This window comes from Roseateles sp. P5_E8 (assembly GCF_054177665.1).
The window spans coordinates 1-17,295 of the sequence record NZ_JBGCUM010000022.1 but is presented as its reverse complement, the minus strand read 5'-3'; the positions used below and the strand labels follow the sequence as shown (position 1 = coordinate 17,295).

The following is a 17,295-nucleotide window of genomic DNA, read 5'->3' as shown; positions in this document are numbered from 1 at the left end:
CGTTCAGTGGACGGCAGGTAGCCAGTCGCGCAAGGCTGCAAGGGTAGCAGCCGGGTCTTCCTCATGAGGCACATGGCCTAGGCCCGGGAACACCACCAGGCGGCTGCCCGGGATGGCCTGGTGGAAGGCCTGACCCCAGCGAGGCACGATGAGGCGGTCCTTGCCGCCCCAGAGGATGAGGGTGGGCACCTTGATCTCGGGCAGGCGCTCGACCGGGCCGGGTGCCATCTGGTCCATGCGCTGCATCAGCGCCACGCGGTTGCCTTCGCGCAGCGACAGCTCGTAATAACGGTCCACCAGCGCGGCGCTGACGCGCGACGGGTCGCCGTAGACCTCGGCGACGCTCTGCTCGATGGCGCGGCGCGGCAGCACCCAGCGCATGGGCTCACGCAGCACCGGCGTGCGGGCGATGCGAAAACCCAGCGGCAGCACCTCGGGCACGAAGGCGTAGCCCGTGGCGTCGATCAGCACCAGGCCGGCCACTCGCGAGGGTTCCGCCAGCGCCAGCTCCCAGGCCACGCCGCCGCCCAGCGAGTTGCCGACGACGATGGCTCGCCCGACGCCCAGGCGCGACAGCAGGCCGCGCGTGAAGGCCACGTAGCGGGCCTCGCGGTAGTCGCCGTCGGCCTGACCTGGGTAAGGCCCGGTGAGGCCGAAACCGGGCAGGTCGAAGCTGATGACGCGGCGTGTTTTCAACAGCTCGGCCGCCCAGCCCTGCCAGGTGTGCAGGCTGGCGCCGGTGCCGTGGATGAGGACCAGGGGCAGCGGGTCGCTGCTGGGGCCCTGGTCGCGGTAGTGGACGAGCAGGCCGTCCACCTCGACGAAGTCCGACGGCGGCGGCGCCCAGCGCGGGATAAGGCTCTCCAGTGAGCGGTCGGGTGCCTTGCTGACGGCAAAGGCCAGCGTCGCCAGCATCAGGACGATGCCGATCAGCTTCAGCGCGACGTCACCGAACCGACTGCTCACGTGGGGCTCAGGTCCGCGTTGACACCCCGGCGATCATCGAAGACGAAGCAGTTGCCGTGGTAGTGCTTGCCGCCGGTGTCCTCGAAGTACTTCAGGATGCCGCCGTCCAGTTGCCAGGCCGTCAGGCCCTGCTCTTGCAGCACCATGGCGGCCTTCTCGCAGCGAATGCCGCCGGTGCAGTAGCTCACCACGGTCTTGCCCACCAGCTCTTGCTTGTGCGCCRCCAGTGCTTCCGGGAAATCGCTGAACTTGTGCAGTCGCCAGTCGATGGCGCCGTCAAAGGCGCCCTCGTCGACCTCGAAGCCGTTACGCGTGTCCAGCAGCACGACCTCGCGGCCGGCGTCGTCATGGCCCTGGTCCAGCCAGCGCACCAGCGTGGCGGGCGCCAGCGCAGGCGCGCGCGGCGCCTGGTCGGGGCGCACCGTGGGCCGGTTCATGCGGATGATCTCGGGCTTGACCTTGACCTTGAGCCGCTGGAAAGGCTGCACCTCGCTCCAGCTTTCCTTCGGGCTAAGCGTGGCGAAGCGGGCGTCGGCGCGCAACTCCGCGACCCAGGTGTTCACCGCATCCGCCGGGCCAGCCAGGAACAGGTTGATGCCCTCCTCGGCAATCAACACCGTGCCCTTGAGGTCGAGGGCTTCGGCCCGCGCTTCAAGGCGGTCACGCAGCGCTGCCGTGTCGGCCAGCGAGACGAAGAGGTAGCAGGAGATGTTGAGGACGGAACCGGACTGCATGAGGGCGCCGATTATCAATGGCTCATTGCGCGTGAACCGCTTTCGCGCAAGGGCTGGTGGTCTGCCGCAGTTGTCACGCCAACCACCAACGCGCAACGAACCGAATCAATCCGCCCAGCGCGACGCAATCTGGCGGAACTCGGCCACGCAGGCCTCCACCGCCTCCACCACATGCGGGTCGAAATGGCTGCCGCTGCCGTCGCGGATGAAGGCCAGCGCCTCGTCGTGCGTCATGGCCTGCTTGTAGGGCCGCACGCTGATCAGCGCGTCGTAGACGTCGGCCACCGCCATCATGCGTGCCGACAGCGGGATGGCCTCGCCGGCCAGGCCGTCGGGGTAGCCGCTGCCGTCCCATTTCTCGTGGTGGTGGCGGGCGATCTGCTTGCCGTAGGTCAGCATCAGGCCGGCGTCGTCGCCGAGGCGGTCGATGGCGCGCTGCAGCAGGTCGGCGCCGTGCTCGGCGTGGGTCTTCATGATCCGCCATTCGTCTTCGGACAGCCTGCCGGGCTTGAGCAGGATGCCATCGGGGATGGCGACCTTGCCGATGTCGTGCAGCGGTGCGGCCTTGGCCAGCTCGTCGATGGCGAACTCGGTCAGGTCGGCGGGGCCGTCGGGCTGGACGGCGATCCAGCGGGCCAGCGTGCGCACGTATTCCTGGGTGCGCTGGATGTGGTTGCCGGTGTCGGCGTCGCGGAACTCGGCCAGGCCGACCATGACGAAGAGGGTGGTGTCGCGCAGCCGCTCGACCTCGCGGCGGCGCGCCTCCAGCTCGCCGCTGAGCTGGGCGTTGTGGTGCAGCAGGAGGTCCTCCGCCTGCTTGAGCTGCAGGTGGGTGCGCACGCGCGCCAGCACGGTGGTGGGGTTGAAGGGCTTGTGGATGAAGTCGGCGCCGCCGGCCTCGAAGCCGCTGCTCTCGTCCTCGGTACGCGTCAGCGCGGTCAGGAAGATGACCGGCACGCGGCGCGTGGCCGGGTCGGCCTTGAGTTGGCGGCAGACCTCGTAGCCGTCCATCTCCGGCATCATCACGTCCAGCACGATGAGGTCGGGCGGCTGGCGGCGGCAGATCTCCAGCGCCTTGGCGCCGCTGACGGCCAGTTGCACGCGGTAATCGGGCTTGAGCACCTGGGCCAGCAGCGTCAGGTTGGCCGGCGTGTCGTCGACGACCAGGATGGTGGCCTGCGGCAGGGCAAGGGTCTCGTGCGGGGTCATGATTCGCTCTCGCCTCGCAATGCGGCCTGGGCCTCGTCGAAATCAAAGCGCTGCATGGCGCCGGCCAGCGCCTTGGCCTGGCGCGCCGGCAGCATGTCGATGAAGGCCGAGCCATGCTGCTCCCACAGCGTCAGCGCATGGCTGTCGGCCTCGCCCAGCAAGGTGTCGAGCTCGCTCATCAGCGTCGCCGGGTCGGTGGCAGGGTCGGTGGCCGGCGCGTGCGGGTCGGGCAGGGCAGCGGCCGGCGCCTCGGCGGGCAGGGGGCGGCTCAGGTCGAGCAGGCGGCGCAGCGTGTGCGGCATCACCGGCTTGGGCGCAAGGGCGTGGGCACCCTGGCGCAGCGCACGGGCGCGCAGCACCGGCGTGTCGAAGGCGCTCATCAGCACGATGCGCCGGGCGCTGCTGGTGACGCCGACGGCGGCGAGGCGCCGCAGCAGCTCGCCGCCTTCCATGTCGGGCAGCACCCAGTCGACGAGCAGCAGGTCGCAGGGCGCGCCGGCCAGGCGCTCCAGGGCCTGGCTGCCCTGCGTCAGCAGCTCCAGGCGGACCGTCGGTGCCAGCGCCTTGACGAGGCCCACCAGTGCGTCGTGGCCCGGGCTGTGGGCGGCCTGCACGACGAGGACGCTGCGCAGGTCGGCCAGCGGCGGCAGCGGCAGTTCGGGGCAGGGCGGCAGCGGCAGCATCAGCTCGAAGGCGCTGCCGCGGCCGGGCGTGCTGCGGGCGGTCAGCGTGCCGCCCATGCGCTCTGCCAGCGCCCGGCAGATGGCCAGGCCCAGGCCGGTGCCGCCAAAGCGCCGCGAGGCCTTGGCCTCGGCCTGCGCAAACGGTGTGAAGAGGTGGGCCAACTGCTCGGGCGAGATGCCCACGCCGCTGTCGCGAACGCGTAAGCGCCAGGCACCGTTGGCTTCCAGGTTGACGCTGAGCTTGACCTGGCCGGCCGGCGTGAACTTGACGGCGTTGACGAGCAGCTCGGTGATGAGCTGGGTCAGCCGCACCGCGTCGCCGCGCCGCGCGCCGGCCTCGCCGAGCAGCTCGGGCGAGGCGACGTCGCACAGCAGCTCCAGCTGCTTGGCTTGCGCTGCCGGGCGCACGGCGTCGAAGGCGCTGCCAAGCAGTTGCTCCAGGCGCAGCGGCTCTGAGGCGAGCTGCATGCGGCCGGCGTCAAGGTCGGCATAGTCGAGCAGGCCGTCGATGAGCTTGACGAGGGCCTCGCCGGCCACGGCCACTTCCTGCAGCTGGCTGCGCTGCCCGGCATGCAGGCGGCCGGCCAGCAGCAAGCGCGTCTGGCCGAGCACCGTGTTCATCGGCGTGCGGATCTCGTGGCCGATGTTGCCGAGGAAGTCGGACTTGGCCCGCGAGGCCGCTTCGGCCGCGGCGCGCGAGCGTTCCAGCTCTTCCAGCCGCGCCTTGACGAGGTCGTCGGGAGTGGCGGGACCGTCGCCGGCCGGCACCAGCAGCCGCAGCCGCGCGAACTGCCGCGACAGCCCCCACAGCGCCAGGCAGAACATGGTCTGGCAGAAGGCCAGGTTGGCCAGCAGCGGCCAGGACTCGACCAGCCAGGCGGGCGGGCGACCCGCAAAGCGCAACAACGTCGGCGGCGCCAGCATCACCACCAGCAGGCCCAGTGAGATGAGCAGCGCCTGGCGAGCCCGCCAGGTGATGAAGAGCAGCAGGCAACCGCCCATCGTCCACGGCGCCAGGCTGGCCAGCGTGTAGAGGCTGGGCCCGGGGTCGGGGCGCAGCGTGAAGGCCAGCATGCCCAGGTTGAAATACATCGCCAGCAGCGTGACGCCGCAGCGCTGCCAGTCGCGCAGCCGCTGCGGGCGCCACCAGGCCAGGCCCGTCAGCACCGAGAAGGCCAGCACCAGGCAGGGGTAGGCGATGCGGTCGTTGGGGTCGATGACGCCGAGCGCCGTCTCGCTGGCCCAGGCGCCCAGCGCCGAGGCGGCGATGAGACCGAACAGCCAGCGCGTGCCGACCGGGCCGACGATGACGAGGGTGGCAGCGCCCATCAGGCGGGGTCTTTCAACGCCAGCAGGGCGGCATCGAAATCGAGTGCAGCCAGCGCATGCGTCAGGCGGCTGACCGTCGCGGCGTCCAGGCCGCTGTGGGCGCCGTGGGCCTGCCACCAGTCCAGCGCGCGGCTGTCGCTCTGGCCCAACAGCCGATGCAGCTCGGCCAGGTCGCCAGGGCCCTGGGGCAGGGGCGTGGCCGCCGGCTCGGCCAGGATCTGACGGATCTCGGCGAGCAGCTCGGCCAGCCCGGCTTCGACGCGCTCGATCTGGCTGGCCGCGGCGCCTGCGTCCGCCGCTGCGGCGCTGCGCTCCAGCGCCAGGGCCTTGCGGTGCAGCGGTTGGGCGCCCAGTGTTGCCGCCAGGCCTTGCAGCGTGTGCGCCGCGCGGCGCAGCTCGACCCATTCGGCGGCGGCGAGCCAGCCGGCCCAGCCGGCGAGGCCATCGGCGTACTGGGCGGCAAAGCCCTGCATCGTGCGGCGGTACAGCGCGGCCTGGCCGTCGAACTGGCGCAGGCCCAGGGGCATGTCCAGCGCCGGCGACGCGGCCAGGGGCTGTGCCAGCGGCGCCGGCGGCCGGTAGCGCTGCAGCTCGCGCACCAGGCGGGCCACGTCCAGCGGCTTGGCGATGTGGCCCTGCATGCCGGCGGCCAGGCATTGGGCGCGCTCCTCGGCCAGCGCGTGCGCCGTCATGGCCAGCACGGGCAGGGTCTCGAAGCCGGGCAGCTCGCGCAGGCGCCGGGTCGCGCTCAGGCCGTCGAGCACGGGCATCTGCAGGTCCATCAGCACCAGGTCGTAGGCGCCCGGGCCGCGGGCTTGCAGCCGGTCCAGCCCCTCCTGGCCATTGGCGGCCACATCGACTTGGGCGCCGCGGCTGCTCAGCAGGCGCAGCGCGATCTCCTGGTTGACAGGATGGTCCTCGACGAGCAGCACGCGCAGATGCGCCAGCGACTGCCCATCGGTGGCGAGCGGCCGCTCGCCTGCCGAGTCGCTCAGCAGCCGGCGCAGCTCGCCCGGCAGCAGCGGCTGCGGGCACAGCGCGCGGGCGCCGAAGGCGCGGGCCTGCGCCGAACCGTCATCCAGGCCGGGCGGGTTCAGCACGGCGATGCGCAGCGCCGGGTGGTCGCGGCGCAGCCGGGCCAGCAGGTCGGCACCGGTCGGGCCGGGGCCTGGCAGATGCCAGTCGAGCAGCAACCAGTCGAAGCCCTGGCCGGCATGGCGGGCGGCGTCCAGCGCGCCGAGGGTGCTGGCGACGTCGACGCTGGCGGCCACGCCGTCATCCAGGCCGAGGTGGGCGAGCAAGGTCTGCGTGGCCGCGCGGCTGTCGTCGCGCGCTTCGGCCAGTAGCAGCCGGCGCGGCCTGAGCGGCGCGGGCGGGACGGCAGTGGCGTCCAGCAGAAACCGGAGCTTGACCTCGAAGCAGCTGCCGTGACCGGGCTGGGTCCGCACGTCCAGGCTGCCGCCCATCAGTTCGACCAGGCGGCGCGAGATGGCCAGTCCCAGGCCCGTGCCGCCGTGGCGGCGCTGGATGGAGGGCTCGCCCTGGCGAAACTCGCGGAACAGGTCGGCGACCAGCTCGGGCGCCATGCCGACGCCGCTGTCCTGCACGGTGATGAGCAGCGACACGCCGTCCAGCGAGTCGGCGGGCTGTTCCGCCAGACGCAGCCGCACGTGACCCGTTGGCGTGAACTTGATGGCGTTGGACAGCAGGTTGACGAGCACCTGCTGCAGGCGCAGTGCGTCGCCGCGCAACTGGCCGCGCGCGCCAAGCAGGCCCGCGTCCGCCCAGTCGCAGACGAAGGCCATGGCCGGGTTGGCATGCAGCGGCCGCACCAGCTCGACGGCCTGGCTGACGACGTCCTCCAGCCGCAGCGGCAGCGACTCGATGCGCATGTGGCCGGCCTCGATCTTGGCGACGTCGAGCAGGTCGTTGATGAGGCCGAGCAGCGTGCGCGAGGCGGCGTCGGCCTTGGTCAGCAGGTCGCGCTGCTCGGCCGTGAGCTGGGTCTGCAGGGTCAGTTGGGTCATGCCCATGATGGCATTCATGGGCGTGCGGATCTCGTGGCTGATCTGGGCCAGGAAACGCGTCTTGGCGTCGGTGGCCGCCTGGGCCGCGGCGACATGGGCCAGGGCGTCCCTGTCGTGGCGGCGCAAGGCCAGCACGCACAGCGGCGGCAGGGGCAGCAGCAGCAGGGTGAGCGCCAGCGCAGCATCGAGGGATGCGCCATGGGATGCGCCGCCCATGCCGCGCAGACTCAGCAATAGGGCCAGGAGCGCCAGAAGCGCCGCCATGGCAAGCAGCAGAAGGCCGAGCGAGATCTTGCGCTGGGGCATGTTGGGAGGCGTTGAGCCGGCGGATTATGGGTGGCCGGTCGGGGCGAAAGTGGGAAGGATTCCACAACCGCGCCCTGGGGAAAGCCTAGGGCGGGCGGCTGGCGCGGCGCAGGATGCTGCGGTTATTCTGGCCGGCCATGCCGCTCATCCTCGTAGTCGACGACCAGCCGAGCAACATCCATGCGCTCTACCAGCTGCTGGTGGACGAATGCGAGGTTTCCATGGCCACGACCGGCGCCGAGGCGCTGGCCTACTGCGCCCAGCAGTTGCCCGACCTGATCCTGCTCGACGTGCTGATGCCCGAAATGAGCGGCTACGAGGTCTGCGACCGGCTCAAGGCCGACCCGCGCACACGCAGCATTCCGGTCATCTTCGTCACCGTGCAGGGCAGCGCCGACGACGAGGCCGAGGGCTTCGCCCATGGCGCGGTCGACTACATCCCCAAGCCCTTTGTCGATGTCGTCGTCAAGGCGCGCGTGCGCACGCAGCTGGCACTCAAGCTTGCGTCGGAGAGCTTTGCGCGCTCGCAGATCGAGCTCTTCCAGCGCGACAAGCTGGCCTCGGTGGGGCGCACGATCTCGGGCATCGCCCAGGAGCTGTCGTCGCCGCTGGGCAACGCCCTCATCTCGGCCTGCACGCTGCAGGACGACCTCACCCACCTGCGCGGGCTAAGCAACGCCGGCACCATCAAGCGCAGCGACCTGGAGAAGCACCTGCGCATCAGCGACGAGAGCGTCGGCCTGGTGCTGTCCAACCTGCAGCGCACGCTGTCCATCGTCGAGGCCTTCCTGCAGTCCACCGCCGACAACTTCGGCGACCAGCGGCGCAGCTTCTCGCTGCTGGAGCTGGTGCATGAGGTCGTGGCCAGCCTGGCCGACGCGCTGGAGGCCCATCAGGTGCGCTGCGAGCTGGACGCGGGCGACGACCTGCATCTGCTGAGCTTTCGCGGTGCGCTGGCCAAGGTGCTGGCGACGCTGATCCAGAACGCCATCAAGCACGCCTACCGTGAGGCCGGCGGCGAAGTCCACATCCGCGTGCGGTTGCTCGGCACCGACCAGCTCACCATCGCCGTGCAGGACCACGGCGTGGGCATTCCGCCCGGGCTGGTGGGCCGTGTCTTCGACCCCTTCTTCTCGACGCGCTTCGGGTCCAACCGCAGCGAGCCGGGGCTGTACATCGTGCGCAACCTCGTCACCTTCGCCCTCGGCGGGCAGATCCAGGTTGAATCCACGCCGGGTGTCGGCACGACGGTGCGACTGACGCTGCCGCTGATCTCGCCCGAGGCGCGGCGCGCGGCGGGCTGACGCGGATTGACGCAGGCCAAGACCATGCGGGTCCGGCTCGCGCTGCTGGGGGGGCTGATCCTGCTGCTGGCACTGGGTCTGGGCGCCTGGCTGTGGCGCAAACCGGCCGGCGAGGGCAACGGCAAGGAAGACGGCCCCATCGTCATCGGCCTGGTGCACGCACTCAGCGGCCCCCTGGCGACGAGCGAGCGGCCGCTGGTGGCCGCCGTCAAGCTGGCCGTGGAAGAGATCAACCAGGGTGGCGGGCTGCTGGGCCGGCGCGTGGAACTGCGCATCGAGGACACCCGCTCCAACGCCACCGCCACGGCCGGTGCCGCGACCACCCGGCTCATCAAAGAGCAGCATGCCGTCGCGCTGTTCGGCTGCTGGTCTTCGGGTTGTCGCGAGAAGGTACAGGCGGTCGTCGAAGCGCAGCAGCACCTGTTCTTCTACCCCATGGCCCACGAAGGCATGGAGCGCTCGGCCCACATCATCTACACCGGTCCCACGCCCAACCAGCAGGTGCTGCCGGCCACCGACTGGGCCATGCAGGGCTTCGGCCGGCGGGTCTACCTGATCGGCACCGATGCGCTGTTCCCGCGCCGCGTCAACGCCATGCTGCGCGACTTCATCCGGCTGGGCGGCGGCCAGGTGCTGGGTGAGCGCTATGTGCCGCTGGGCTCGCCCGACATGGCGGCGGTCATCGCTGAGCTGCAGGCGCTGCAGCCCGACCTGGTACTCAGCACGCTCAGCGGCGACAGCAACGGCGCCTTCTTCGACGCCCTGGTGGCCGCCGCGCTGACCGACCTGCCGCTGCTGTCCTTCACGGCCGCCGAGCCCGAAATGCGCGCCTACGGTGGCGGCCGGCTGGACCGGCATTTCACCGCCTGGAGCTATCTGCAGTCGCTGCCCGCCCCGGCCAACACGGCCTTCCTGGCCCGGCTCCGCGCGCTGAACGGGGCCGACACCCAGGTCAGCGACCCGGCGGTGTCGGCCTATGTCGGCGTGCTGCTCTGGGCCGCCGCCGTGCGCGAGCTGCACAGCACGCAGACCGAAGCGGTCAACGCCAACGTGCTGCAGCAAAGTGTCAGCGCACCGCATGGTTATGCGGCGGTGGACGCGCAGTCCCGCCACCTCTGGCGCCAGCTGCGCATTGCCCAGGTGCGGCCCGACGGCCAGCTCGCCGAGGTGTGGCAGGTGCCGCGCCACATCCGGCCGGCGCCCTGGCCGGCCTTCCGGTCGACGGAATACTGGGCCGCCGTCGCGGCGCGGGCGGGAGGCCGGCCTTGAACGCGTCGCCGGCCGCGGAGTCGGCACGGCGGGCCTGGCGCATCGGCCCGGCGCTGCTGCTGGGTTTCGTGCTGCTGTCTGCGCTCCCTTTGGGCGTGATGGGGTTGTGGCAGCTCGCCAGCTTTGAGCGCAGCCTGCGCGAGACCGTCACCGAAGGCCTGGTGGCCATTGCGCGCAAGAAGGTCACCGAGATCAACGAATACCTCAACGAGGTGCAGGTCGACGCCCAGGTCGTTGCCAAGGCGGCCGACACGCGCGAGCTGCTCGGCCAGCGCCGTGATGCCGCGGCCACCCAGGTGCCGGCGGCCAGTCGCGCCTTCTACGCGCAGCTGTACGACACCGGCAAATACGTCAACCTGCTGCTGGTGCAGCCCGACGGCCGCATCAGCTTCGCGATGAAGCCGCTGGTCGGCAGCAGCCCGGAGCTGGCGCGGCTGGATGGCGGCGCCTTCGAGGGCAGCGAGCTGCTGGCGGCGCACCGGCGCGCCGTCGGCCGGCTGGACGTGCAGCTCACGCCGACGATGCGGCTGCGTGGCCCGGACGGTCAAACGGTGCCGACGATGTTCATGGTCCATGCCGTCGTCGACGGTGACCGCGTGCTCGGCAGCATCGTGCTGCAGCTCGACATGCCGCGGTTGCTGCGCGTCGCCACCGACCGCGCCGGCCTGTCGCTGAGCGGCGAGACCGTGCTGATGCAGCGCAGTGGCGACCAGGCGGTCTTCGTCAACGACCTGCTCCGCCAGCCCGCACAGTCGCTGCACGGCGCGGTGGACCCGCTGGCTGCCGATGCCATTCCTGCTCTGCGCGGCCTGCGCGGCGAGAGCGGCAGCGGGCTGGCGCGCAATTACGCGGGCGTGGCGGTCGTCTCCTCCTGGCGACACCTGCCGGCGCTGGACTGGGGCATCTCGGTCAATCTGGATGCCGACGAAGCCTTCGCGCCCGCGCGTGCGCTGCGCAACCGGCTGCTGGCGGCGCTGGGCCTGGCGCTGTTGCTGGCCCTGGGCTTCGCGCTGCTGCTGGGGCGCCGGTTGGTGGAGCCGGTGGCGCTGCTCAACGGCGCTGTGGCGCGCATCGCCGGGGGCCGCCTGGACGAGCGGGCGCCGGTCTGCGGCTTCGCCGAGTTCCGCGAGCTGGCGCGCAACTTCAACCACATGACCGAGCAGCTCGTCGTCGAGAAGCAGCTGCTGGAGGCGCGGGTGGAACAGCGCACCCGCGCGCTGAACGACAGCGAGCAGCGCTTTCGCGGCGTGTTCGAGCGCGCCCAGGTCGGCATTGCGCTGTGCGATGCGCAGGGCGTCATCCTCGACGTGAACGCGGCGCTCACGGCCATGCTCTGCCGCACGGGCGAGGAGCTGCGCTCGGCCAAGCTGGCCGACCTGCCGGACTTCCGCGCCGGCCGCCTGCTCGGCAGCGAGCTGAACCGCCTGGCCGGCGGTCGCATGGACCATGTGCGCTTCGAGCGCGGCTTTGCGCTGCCAGGCGGCGGCGAACTGTTCGTCGACGGCAGCGCCAGTGCCATCCGCGACCGGCGTGGCCGCCTTGTCAACGTCGTGCAGATGCTCATCGACGTGACCGAGCGCCACCGCGCCGAGATCGAGCTGGTGCGCGCCCGCGTCACCGCCGAGGCCGCCAGCCAGGCCAAGAGCGACTTCCTGGCCAACATGAGCCACGAGATCCGCACGCCCATGAGCGGCGCCCTGGGCATGCTCAACCTGCTGCTGCGCACCGAGCTGAGCCCGCGTCAGCACGACTACGCCAGCAAGGCGCGCACGGCGGCGCAGGCGCTGCTGGCCGTCATCAACGACGTGCTGGACTTCTCCAAGGTCGAGGCCGGCAAGATGGAACTGGACCCGCACCCCTTCGAGCTCAGCGACTTCATGCGCGAGCTGGCCGTCATCCTGTCGGCCAATGTGGGCCACAAGGACATCGAGGTGCTGTTCCGCCTCGACCCGCGCCTGCCAGCCGCGCTGGTGGGCGACACGACGCGGCTGCGCCAGGTGCTGCTCAACCTGGCCGGCAATGCGCTCAAGTTCACCGAGCAGGGCGAGGTCGTTCTTGGCGTGACGCTGCTGAGCGAGCGCGAGGGCCGGGCGCGCATCCGCTTCGAGGTCAGCGACACCGGCATCGGCATCCCCTCGGCCAAGCTGGAGCACATCTTCATCGGCTTCAGCCAGGCCGAGCAATCCACCTCGCGGCGTTATGGCGGCACCGGCCTGGGCCTGGCCATCAGCCGGCGGCTGGTGGCGCTGATGGGCGGCGAGCTGGGCGTGGACAGCCGCGTGGGCGAGGGCAGCCGTTTCCACTTCGAGCTGACGCTGCCCGAGGCGCCGGCCCGGGCCGACGACGCGCTGTCGACCCGGCCCGGCCTCAAGGTCCTCATCGTCGATGACAACCCCATGGCCCGCGAGGTGCTGCAGGGCATAGGCGACAGCCTGGGCTGGGATTGCGACCTGGCCTCCAGTGGCGAGCAGGCGCTGGCCCTGGTGCACCTGGCCGCCGAGCGCGGCGAGCCGCATTACGAGCTCATCCTGATGGACTGGCGCATGCCGGGGCTGGACGGTTGGGAGACGTCGCGCCGCATCCGCGACAGCCACGAGTCCGACGCGCCGGTCATCATCATGGTCACGGCCCATGGCCGCGAGTTGCTGGCCGAGCGCAGCGAGCACGAGATCGCCAGCCTGGGCGGCTATCTCGTCAAGCCGGTGACGGCTTCGATGCTGCAGGACGCCGTGGCCGAGGCTACGTGCAGCGAGGCACGCCCGCCGCGCGCCGAGGGCGGCTCGCGGCGTCTGGCCGGCATGCGCCTGCTCGTCGTCGAGGACAACGGCTTCAACCAGCAGGTGGCGCAGGAGCTGCTGGAGGACGAGGGCGCCGTCGTCACGCTGGCCGGCGGCGGCGTCGAAGGCGCCCACCTGGCCGTCGTCACCGAGCCGCCGTTCGACGCCATCCTRATGGACTTGCAGATGCCGGACATCGACGGCTTCGAGGCGACGCAGCGCATCCTCAAGCGCCGGCCCGGCAGCCTCGTCATTGCGATGACGGCCAATGCGATGGACGCGGACCGCCAGGCCTGCCTGGCCGCCGGCATGCGTGACCACATCGCCAAGCCGGTGGATCTGGAGCAGTTGGTGGCCTGCCTGCGCCGCCATGTCGGGCAGGTGGATGCGACAGCGGCAGCCGCCGCGGCCATGGCGCCGCTGCTGCTGGACCGCGCCGCCGCGCTGCGGCGCCTGGGCGGGCGCCAGGCGCTCTACGACCGCCTGGTCACCTCCTTCGCGCAGGACGCGCCGACCGAGATGGACACGCTGCGCCGCCATCTGAGGCAGGCGTCCGTGCCCGACGTGGTGCGCGTGCTGCACACCTTGCGCGGCCTGGCCGGCGCCGTCGGTGCCAACGCGCTGGCCGCCGTGGCAGGCGCCCAGGAGCAGGCGGTGCGCGCCCAGGCCGATGTGCTGGCGGCCGACGTCGACGCGCTGCAACACCAGCTCAGCGAAACCCTCGCCGCGCTGCTGCCGCCACGCGCGCCGGTCGTGGCGGCGCAGGCGGTGGACCCGCTGGAGGCGCTGCGCCGGCTGCGCTTGCTGCTGGTGGAGCGAAACATGCGCTCGGTCGCGGCCTGCGAGCAACTGGCCGGCCAGGCCGAGGCGCTGGGGCCGGATTTCGCCACGCTGTCGCTGGCCATAGGCCGGTTGGACTTCGCCAAGGCGCTGAAGGCCTGCGACCTGCTGCTGCAAAACCTCAATCCGCGCTGATTCCGTCTCTCTGACGCGCGGCTGCGGCGATTACAATGAGAATCATTCTCATCAAACGCCTGCCCGCGAAGCCGACCCCATGTCAGAGCCGCTGCCTTCCAGCCTTGCCGCCGCCCCTGCCGGGCAGGCGCTGACCGTCAGCCAGGTCAGCGCCCCCGCGCATTCGCCGGAGTGGGCGTCCTGGCTGTCCGACCTCGGCTTCCTGCCGGGCGAGGCGGTGCGCGTGCTGCGCCGTGGCGCCGACGACACGGGCAACCTGGTGGTGCGCGTAGGCCAGTCGACATTTGCGCTGCGCCATGCCGAGGCCGATTGCATCGCCGTGACGCCGCGTCATGGTTGAAAGCGTCATTCACGTTCACCGCGGCGGCAAGCTCGTCGCGCTCGTTGGCAACCCGAACTGCGGCAAGACGGCCCTCTTCAACGGCCTGACCGGCAGCCACCAGAAGGTGGCCAACTACGCCGGCGTCACCGTCGAGCGCAAGGAAGGCCGCCTCATCTCGGGCGCCGGCAAGGCGCTGCGCCTGCTGGACCTGCCCGGCACCTACAGCCTGCACCCACGCTCGCCGGACGAGCGCGTCACCTGCGACGTGCTGGCCGGCCGCGCCAAGGGCGAGAAGCGGCCCGACCTGGTCGTCTGCGTGCTGGACGCCACCAACCTGCGCCGCAACCTGCGCCTGCTGCTGGCTGTGCGCCGCCTGGGCCTGCCGGTCATCGTGGCGCTGAATATGGCCGACCTGGCCGCCCGGCGCGGCCTGAAGGTCGACGCGGCGGCGCTGTCGGCCCAGCTCGGCCTGCCGGTGGTGCGCACCGTCGCCATCCACAAGGAAGGCCTGGACGAGCTGCGCGCGCTGCTAGACAAGCCGGAGGTCTGGGCAGGCAGCTATGTTGCCCCCGCCGGTGAGCAACAGGTCGACGACCACGTGACCGTCAAGACCTGGCTGCGCGCGCTCGACCTCGACCACGAACTGCCCACGCTGCCCGGCGACCGCGTCGACCGCGTGCTGCTGCACCCGGTGGCCGGCTCGCTCATCCTGGCGGTGCTGCTGTTCCTGCTCTTCCAGGCCGTGTTCTCCTGGGCCGAGACGCCCAAGGACCTGATCGAAGCCGGCATGGCCTGGCTGGGCACGCAGGCCGGAGCGCTGCTGCCGCAGGGCTGGCTGCGCAGCCTCGTCGTCGACGGCGTCATCGCCGGTGCCGGCKGCGTGCTGGCCTTCCTGCCGCAGATCCTGATCCTGTTCTTCTTCATCCTCGTGCTGGAGGAATCCGGCTATCTGCCCCGCGCGGCCTTGCTGCTGGACCGGTTGATGGGCAGCGTGGGCCTGTCCGGGCGCAGCTTCATCCCGCTGCTGTCCAGCTTTGCCTGCGCCATCCCCGGCATCATGGCCACGCGCTCCATCGCCAACCCGCGCGACCGGCTCGTCACCATCATGATCGCGCCGCTGATGACCTGCTCGGCGCGCCTGCCGGTCTACGCGCTGCTGATCGGCGCCTTCATCCCGAATCGTGAGGTCGCCGGCTTCGAGCTGCAGGGCCTGGTGCTGTTCGGCCTCTACGTGGTCGGCATCGTCGGCGCGATGGCCGTGGCCTGGCTGCTCAAGCGCTTCACCAGCGCCGGCCARCTGGTGCGCCCGCTGATGATGGAGCTGCCCAGCTACCACTGGCCGCATCCGCGCTCCATCCTCATCGGCCTGTGGCAGCGCGCCATGATCTTCATCAAGCGCGTCGGCGGCATCATCCTGCTGCTGACGCTGGCGCTGTGGCTGCTGTCCAGCTTCCCCGGGCCGCCGGAAGGCGCAACTGGCGCGCCCATCCAATACAGCGTGGCCGGCTGGCTGGGCGCGGGCTTGGCCAAGATCTTCGCGCCCATCGGCTTTAACTGGCAGATCAGCCTGGCGCTGGTGCCGGGCCTGGCCGCGCGCGAGGTGGCCATCAGCGCGCTGGGCACGGTCTATGCCCTGTCGGCCACCGGCGACGAGGCCGCGCAGGCGCTGTCGCCGCTGATCCAGCAGACCTGGAGCATGGCCACGGCGATGTCGCTGCTGGCCTGGTATGTGTTCGCGCCGCAGTGCATCGCGACGCTGGCGGCGGTGAAGCGCGAGACGGGCGGCTACAAGATGCCGCTCATCATGACGGCCTATCTGTTCGGCCTGGCCTACCTGGCGTCCTTCATCACCTACCGCGTGGCGCTTTACTTCGGCGGTTGAGCCGGCACCGGTCGCGTCGGCACGGTCGCGCTGCAGACCTCGATGTGCCCCGGGCTGTGCACGAACCAGCCACCGCGGTAGCGGCGGGCGTCCAGCAGCTGGGTCCAGGTGGCGGACTCGGTCTTCAGCACCTGCAGCGCGGGCCGCTCGGCAGGCGGCACCTCGGCCAGCAGGCGGATGCGCTGAATGCCGGTGCGCTGCTCGGGCTTGTCGTAGAAGCCCATGGCCGCCGCGCCGCGGGGCAGGGCGGAGAGCAGCTCCATGCCCTTGAGAACGCGGCCGACGACGGTGATGTTCAGGTCCAGCCCGCGCGGCGCCTGGCCGATGACGACGTAGAGCTCGCTGCCGTTGCTGGAGTCGACCGCGTCGCTGCGGCCGGCGCCGACCATGCCGTAGCAGTGGGTCAGCCAGGCCTTGCCGGCCTTGGGGTCGGCGGCAACGGGAAAGCCTTGCGCAAAGCCGGTGCGCGGTGCCCAGCCGTCCACGTCGGGCAGCTTGGCGAAGCCGGCGGCCTTGCCGACGTTGTCCAGGGGCACGGAGAACTCGGCGGGCAGCTTCGGGTTCGCGCCCGCAGGCAGCGGCCGGGCCTTCGTGGTGTCCTCGCCGTCGGGGTCGCCCCATTGGGTGACGAAGTTGTCCTGCACGCGCAGGATGGCCAGGCCGTCCCAGTAGCCGCCGCGGGCCAGCGCGCGGATGTTGGCGGCGTGGGCGGGCGCGAAGCGGGGTGCCAACTCGATCAGGACCTGGCCCGAGGCCAGTTCCATCAGCAGCGTGTTCTCGGGGTCCAGCGCACGCCAGTCGCTGGCGGGCGACGCGGCCAGGATCTCCTGAGCTGTCTTCTTGGCTGCGGGCTTGGCGGCTGGCTTGGGTGCGGCCAGGGCGGTGGTGAGCAGGCCGGCGGTGGCCAGCGCGATGGCAATGTGTTTCATGGGCGCGCAGCTTAGCGGCCACGGACCGCCGCGCAAACCTCAGGACGGCGGCATGAAGCGCCCAAGCTCGCGCGAACGCAGTGCCGCCGCCAGGCGCACGGCCAGCGCCTGGGCTGCCGGCGTCTCCTGCTCGGCGCGCGAGGCCATGCAGCCGTCACCGCGCAGGCAGGCCAGCCAGACCTCGGGGTCGCGCTCGTCGCAGGCGAGGCCGAACTGGCAGGGCAGCAGGCGCAGCGCAGCCTGGGCAGTGGCGCGGCTGGTGTCGTCGTCGAAACGCTGGCCGTCGAAGTAGAGGGTGGCCTGGCCTTCAATCCGGCGCAGCAGCAGGCGCTCGCCGAGCTCGTCCAGCAGCAGCGGGTCGGCCCGGGCGAACACGGCGGTCAGCAGCGCGGCGTCGTCGAGATCGGATTGCTGCAGGGCCAGCAGCGGGTCGCCAGTCACGGGCTCGTCGGGCGAGATGTTGACGAGGGCCAGCCACTCGGCGTTGGCGAACTGGCCACAGCCGGCCGAGAGCGCGGCCTGGCGGGCCACGGCGCGCTGGTGGCGGGCGTTGTTGCGGTCGGGCGACTCGGCGGCTTGCAGG

General features: G+C 71.3%; 12 protein-coding genes. 5 read left to right on the top strand and 7 right to left on the bottom strand.

Going from position 1 to position 17,295, the window contains the following annotated elements; genetic code table 11:
* Positions 1 to 3: 3 nt before the first annotated feature.
* The 5 genes from ACXRVZ_RS14560 to ACXRVZ_RS14540 form a co-directional block, all read right to left on the bottom strand.
* The gene (locus ACXRVZ_RS14560) at positions 4 to 966 is read right to left on the bottom strand and encodes an alpha/beta fold hydrolase (RefSeq protein ID WP_457424545.1); all 963 of its coding nucleotides are present in this window, start codon (positions 964 to 966) and stop codon (positions 4 to 6) included.
* On the bottom strand, positions 963 to 1,700 hold the full coding sequence (locus ACXRVZ_RS14555; RefSeq protein WP_458232520.1) for a sulfurtransferase: 738 nt from the start codon (positions 1,698 to 1,700) through the stop codon (positions 963 to 965). Before ACXRVZ_RS14555 ends, ACXRVZ_RS14560 begins: the two co-directional genes overlap by 4 nt.
* A gap of 105 nt (positions 1,701 to 1,805) precedes the next feature.
* A complete protein-coding gene (locus ACXRVZ_RS14550) occupies positions 1,806 to 2,909 on the bottom strand; it encodes an HD-GYP domain-containing protein (protein ID WP_457424541.1) in 1,104 nt (367 codons plus the stop codon).
* Positions 2,906 to 4,921, bottom strand: a complete 2,016-nt coding sequence (locus tag ACXRVZ_RS14545; RefSeq protein ID WP_457424539.1) for an ATP-binding response regulator — start codon at positions 4,919 to 4,921, stop codon at positions 2,906 to 2,908. The genes ACXRVZ_RS14550 and ACXRVZ_RS14545 overlap by 4 nt, the downstream gene beginning before the upstream one ends.
* A complete protein-coding gene (locus ACXRVZ_RS14540; RefSeq protein ID WP_457424537.1) occupies positions 4,921 to 7,254 on the bottom strand; it encodes a response regulator in 2,334 nt (777 codons plus the stop codon). Before ACXRVZ_RS14540 ends, ACXRVZ_RS14545 begins: the two co-directional genes overlap by 1 nt.
* 137 nt (positions 7,255 to 7,391) lie before the next feature.
* On the opposite strand from ACXRVZ_RS14540, the gene ACXRVZ_RS14535 reads away from it, so the two are divergent.
* The 5 genes from ACXRVZ_RS14535 to feoB all read left to right on the top strand — a co-directional run bounded on the left by ACXRVZ_RS14535 (position 7,392) and on the right by feoB (position 15,783).
* Positions 7,392 to 8,558, top strand: a complete 1,167-nt coding sequence (locus tag ACXRVZ_RS14535; RefSeq protein ID WP_458232519.1) for a response regulator — start codon at positions 7,392 to 7,394, stop codon at positions 8,556 to 8,558.
* Between the two features lie 24 nt (positions 8,559 to 8,582).
* Positions 8,583 to 9,827, top strand: a complete 1,245-nt coding sequence (locus ACXRVZ_RS14530) for an urea ABC transporter substrate-binding protein (RefSeq protein ID WP_457424533.1) — start codon at positions 8,583 to 8,585, stop codon at positions 9,825 to 9,827.
* Positions 9,824 to 13,579, top strand: a complete 3,756-nt coding sequence (locus tag ACXRVZ_RS14525) for a response regulator (RefSeq protein WP_457424531.1) — start codon at positions 9,824 to 9,826, stop codon at positions 13,577 to 13,579. Before ACXRVZ_RS14530 ends, ACXRVZ_RS14525 begins: the two co-directional genes overlap by 4 nt.
* A gap of 79 nt (positions 13,580 to 13,658) precedes the next feature.
* Positions 13,659 to 13,919, top strand: coding sequence for a FeoA family protein (locus tag ACXRVZ_RS14520; RefSeq protein ID WP_457424529.1), 261 nt, complete (start codon positions 13,659 to 13,661; stop codon positions 13,917 to 13,919).
* Positions 13,912 to 15,783 carry a ferrous iron transporter B gene (gene feoB, locus ACXRVZ_RS14515; protein WP_458232518.1) on the top strand — a complete coding sequence of 624 codons (1,872 nt, stop codon included), beginning with the start codon at positions 13,912 to 13,914 and terminating at the stop codon, positions 15,781 to 15,783. The genes ACXRVZ_RS14520 and feoB overlap by 8 nt, the downstream gene beginning before the upstream one ends.
* Here feoB and ACXRVZ_RS14510 read toward each other — a convergent pair.
* Together ACXRVZ_RS14510 and ACXRVZ_RS14505 are read right to left on the bottom strand one after the other, a co-directional pair.
* Positions 15,768 to 16,712, bottom strand: a complete 945-nt coding sequence (locus ACXRVZ_RS14510; RefSeq protein ID WP_457424525.1) for a peptidylprolyl isomerase — start codon at positions 16,710 to 16,712, stop codon at positions 15,768 to 15,770. The two genes, feoB and ACXRVZ_RS14510, sit on opposite strands and share 16 nt — an antisense overlap.
* A gap of 39 nt (positions 16,713 to 16,751) precedes the next feature.
* On the bottom strand, positions 16,752 to 17,295 hold a 544-nt coding region (locus ACXRVZ_RS14505), incomplete at its 5' end, for a hypothetical protein (protein WP_458232517.1).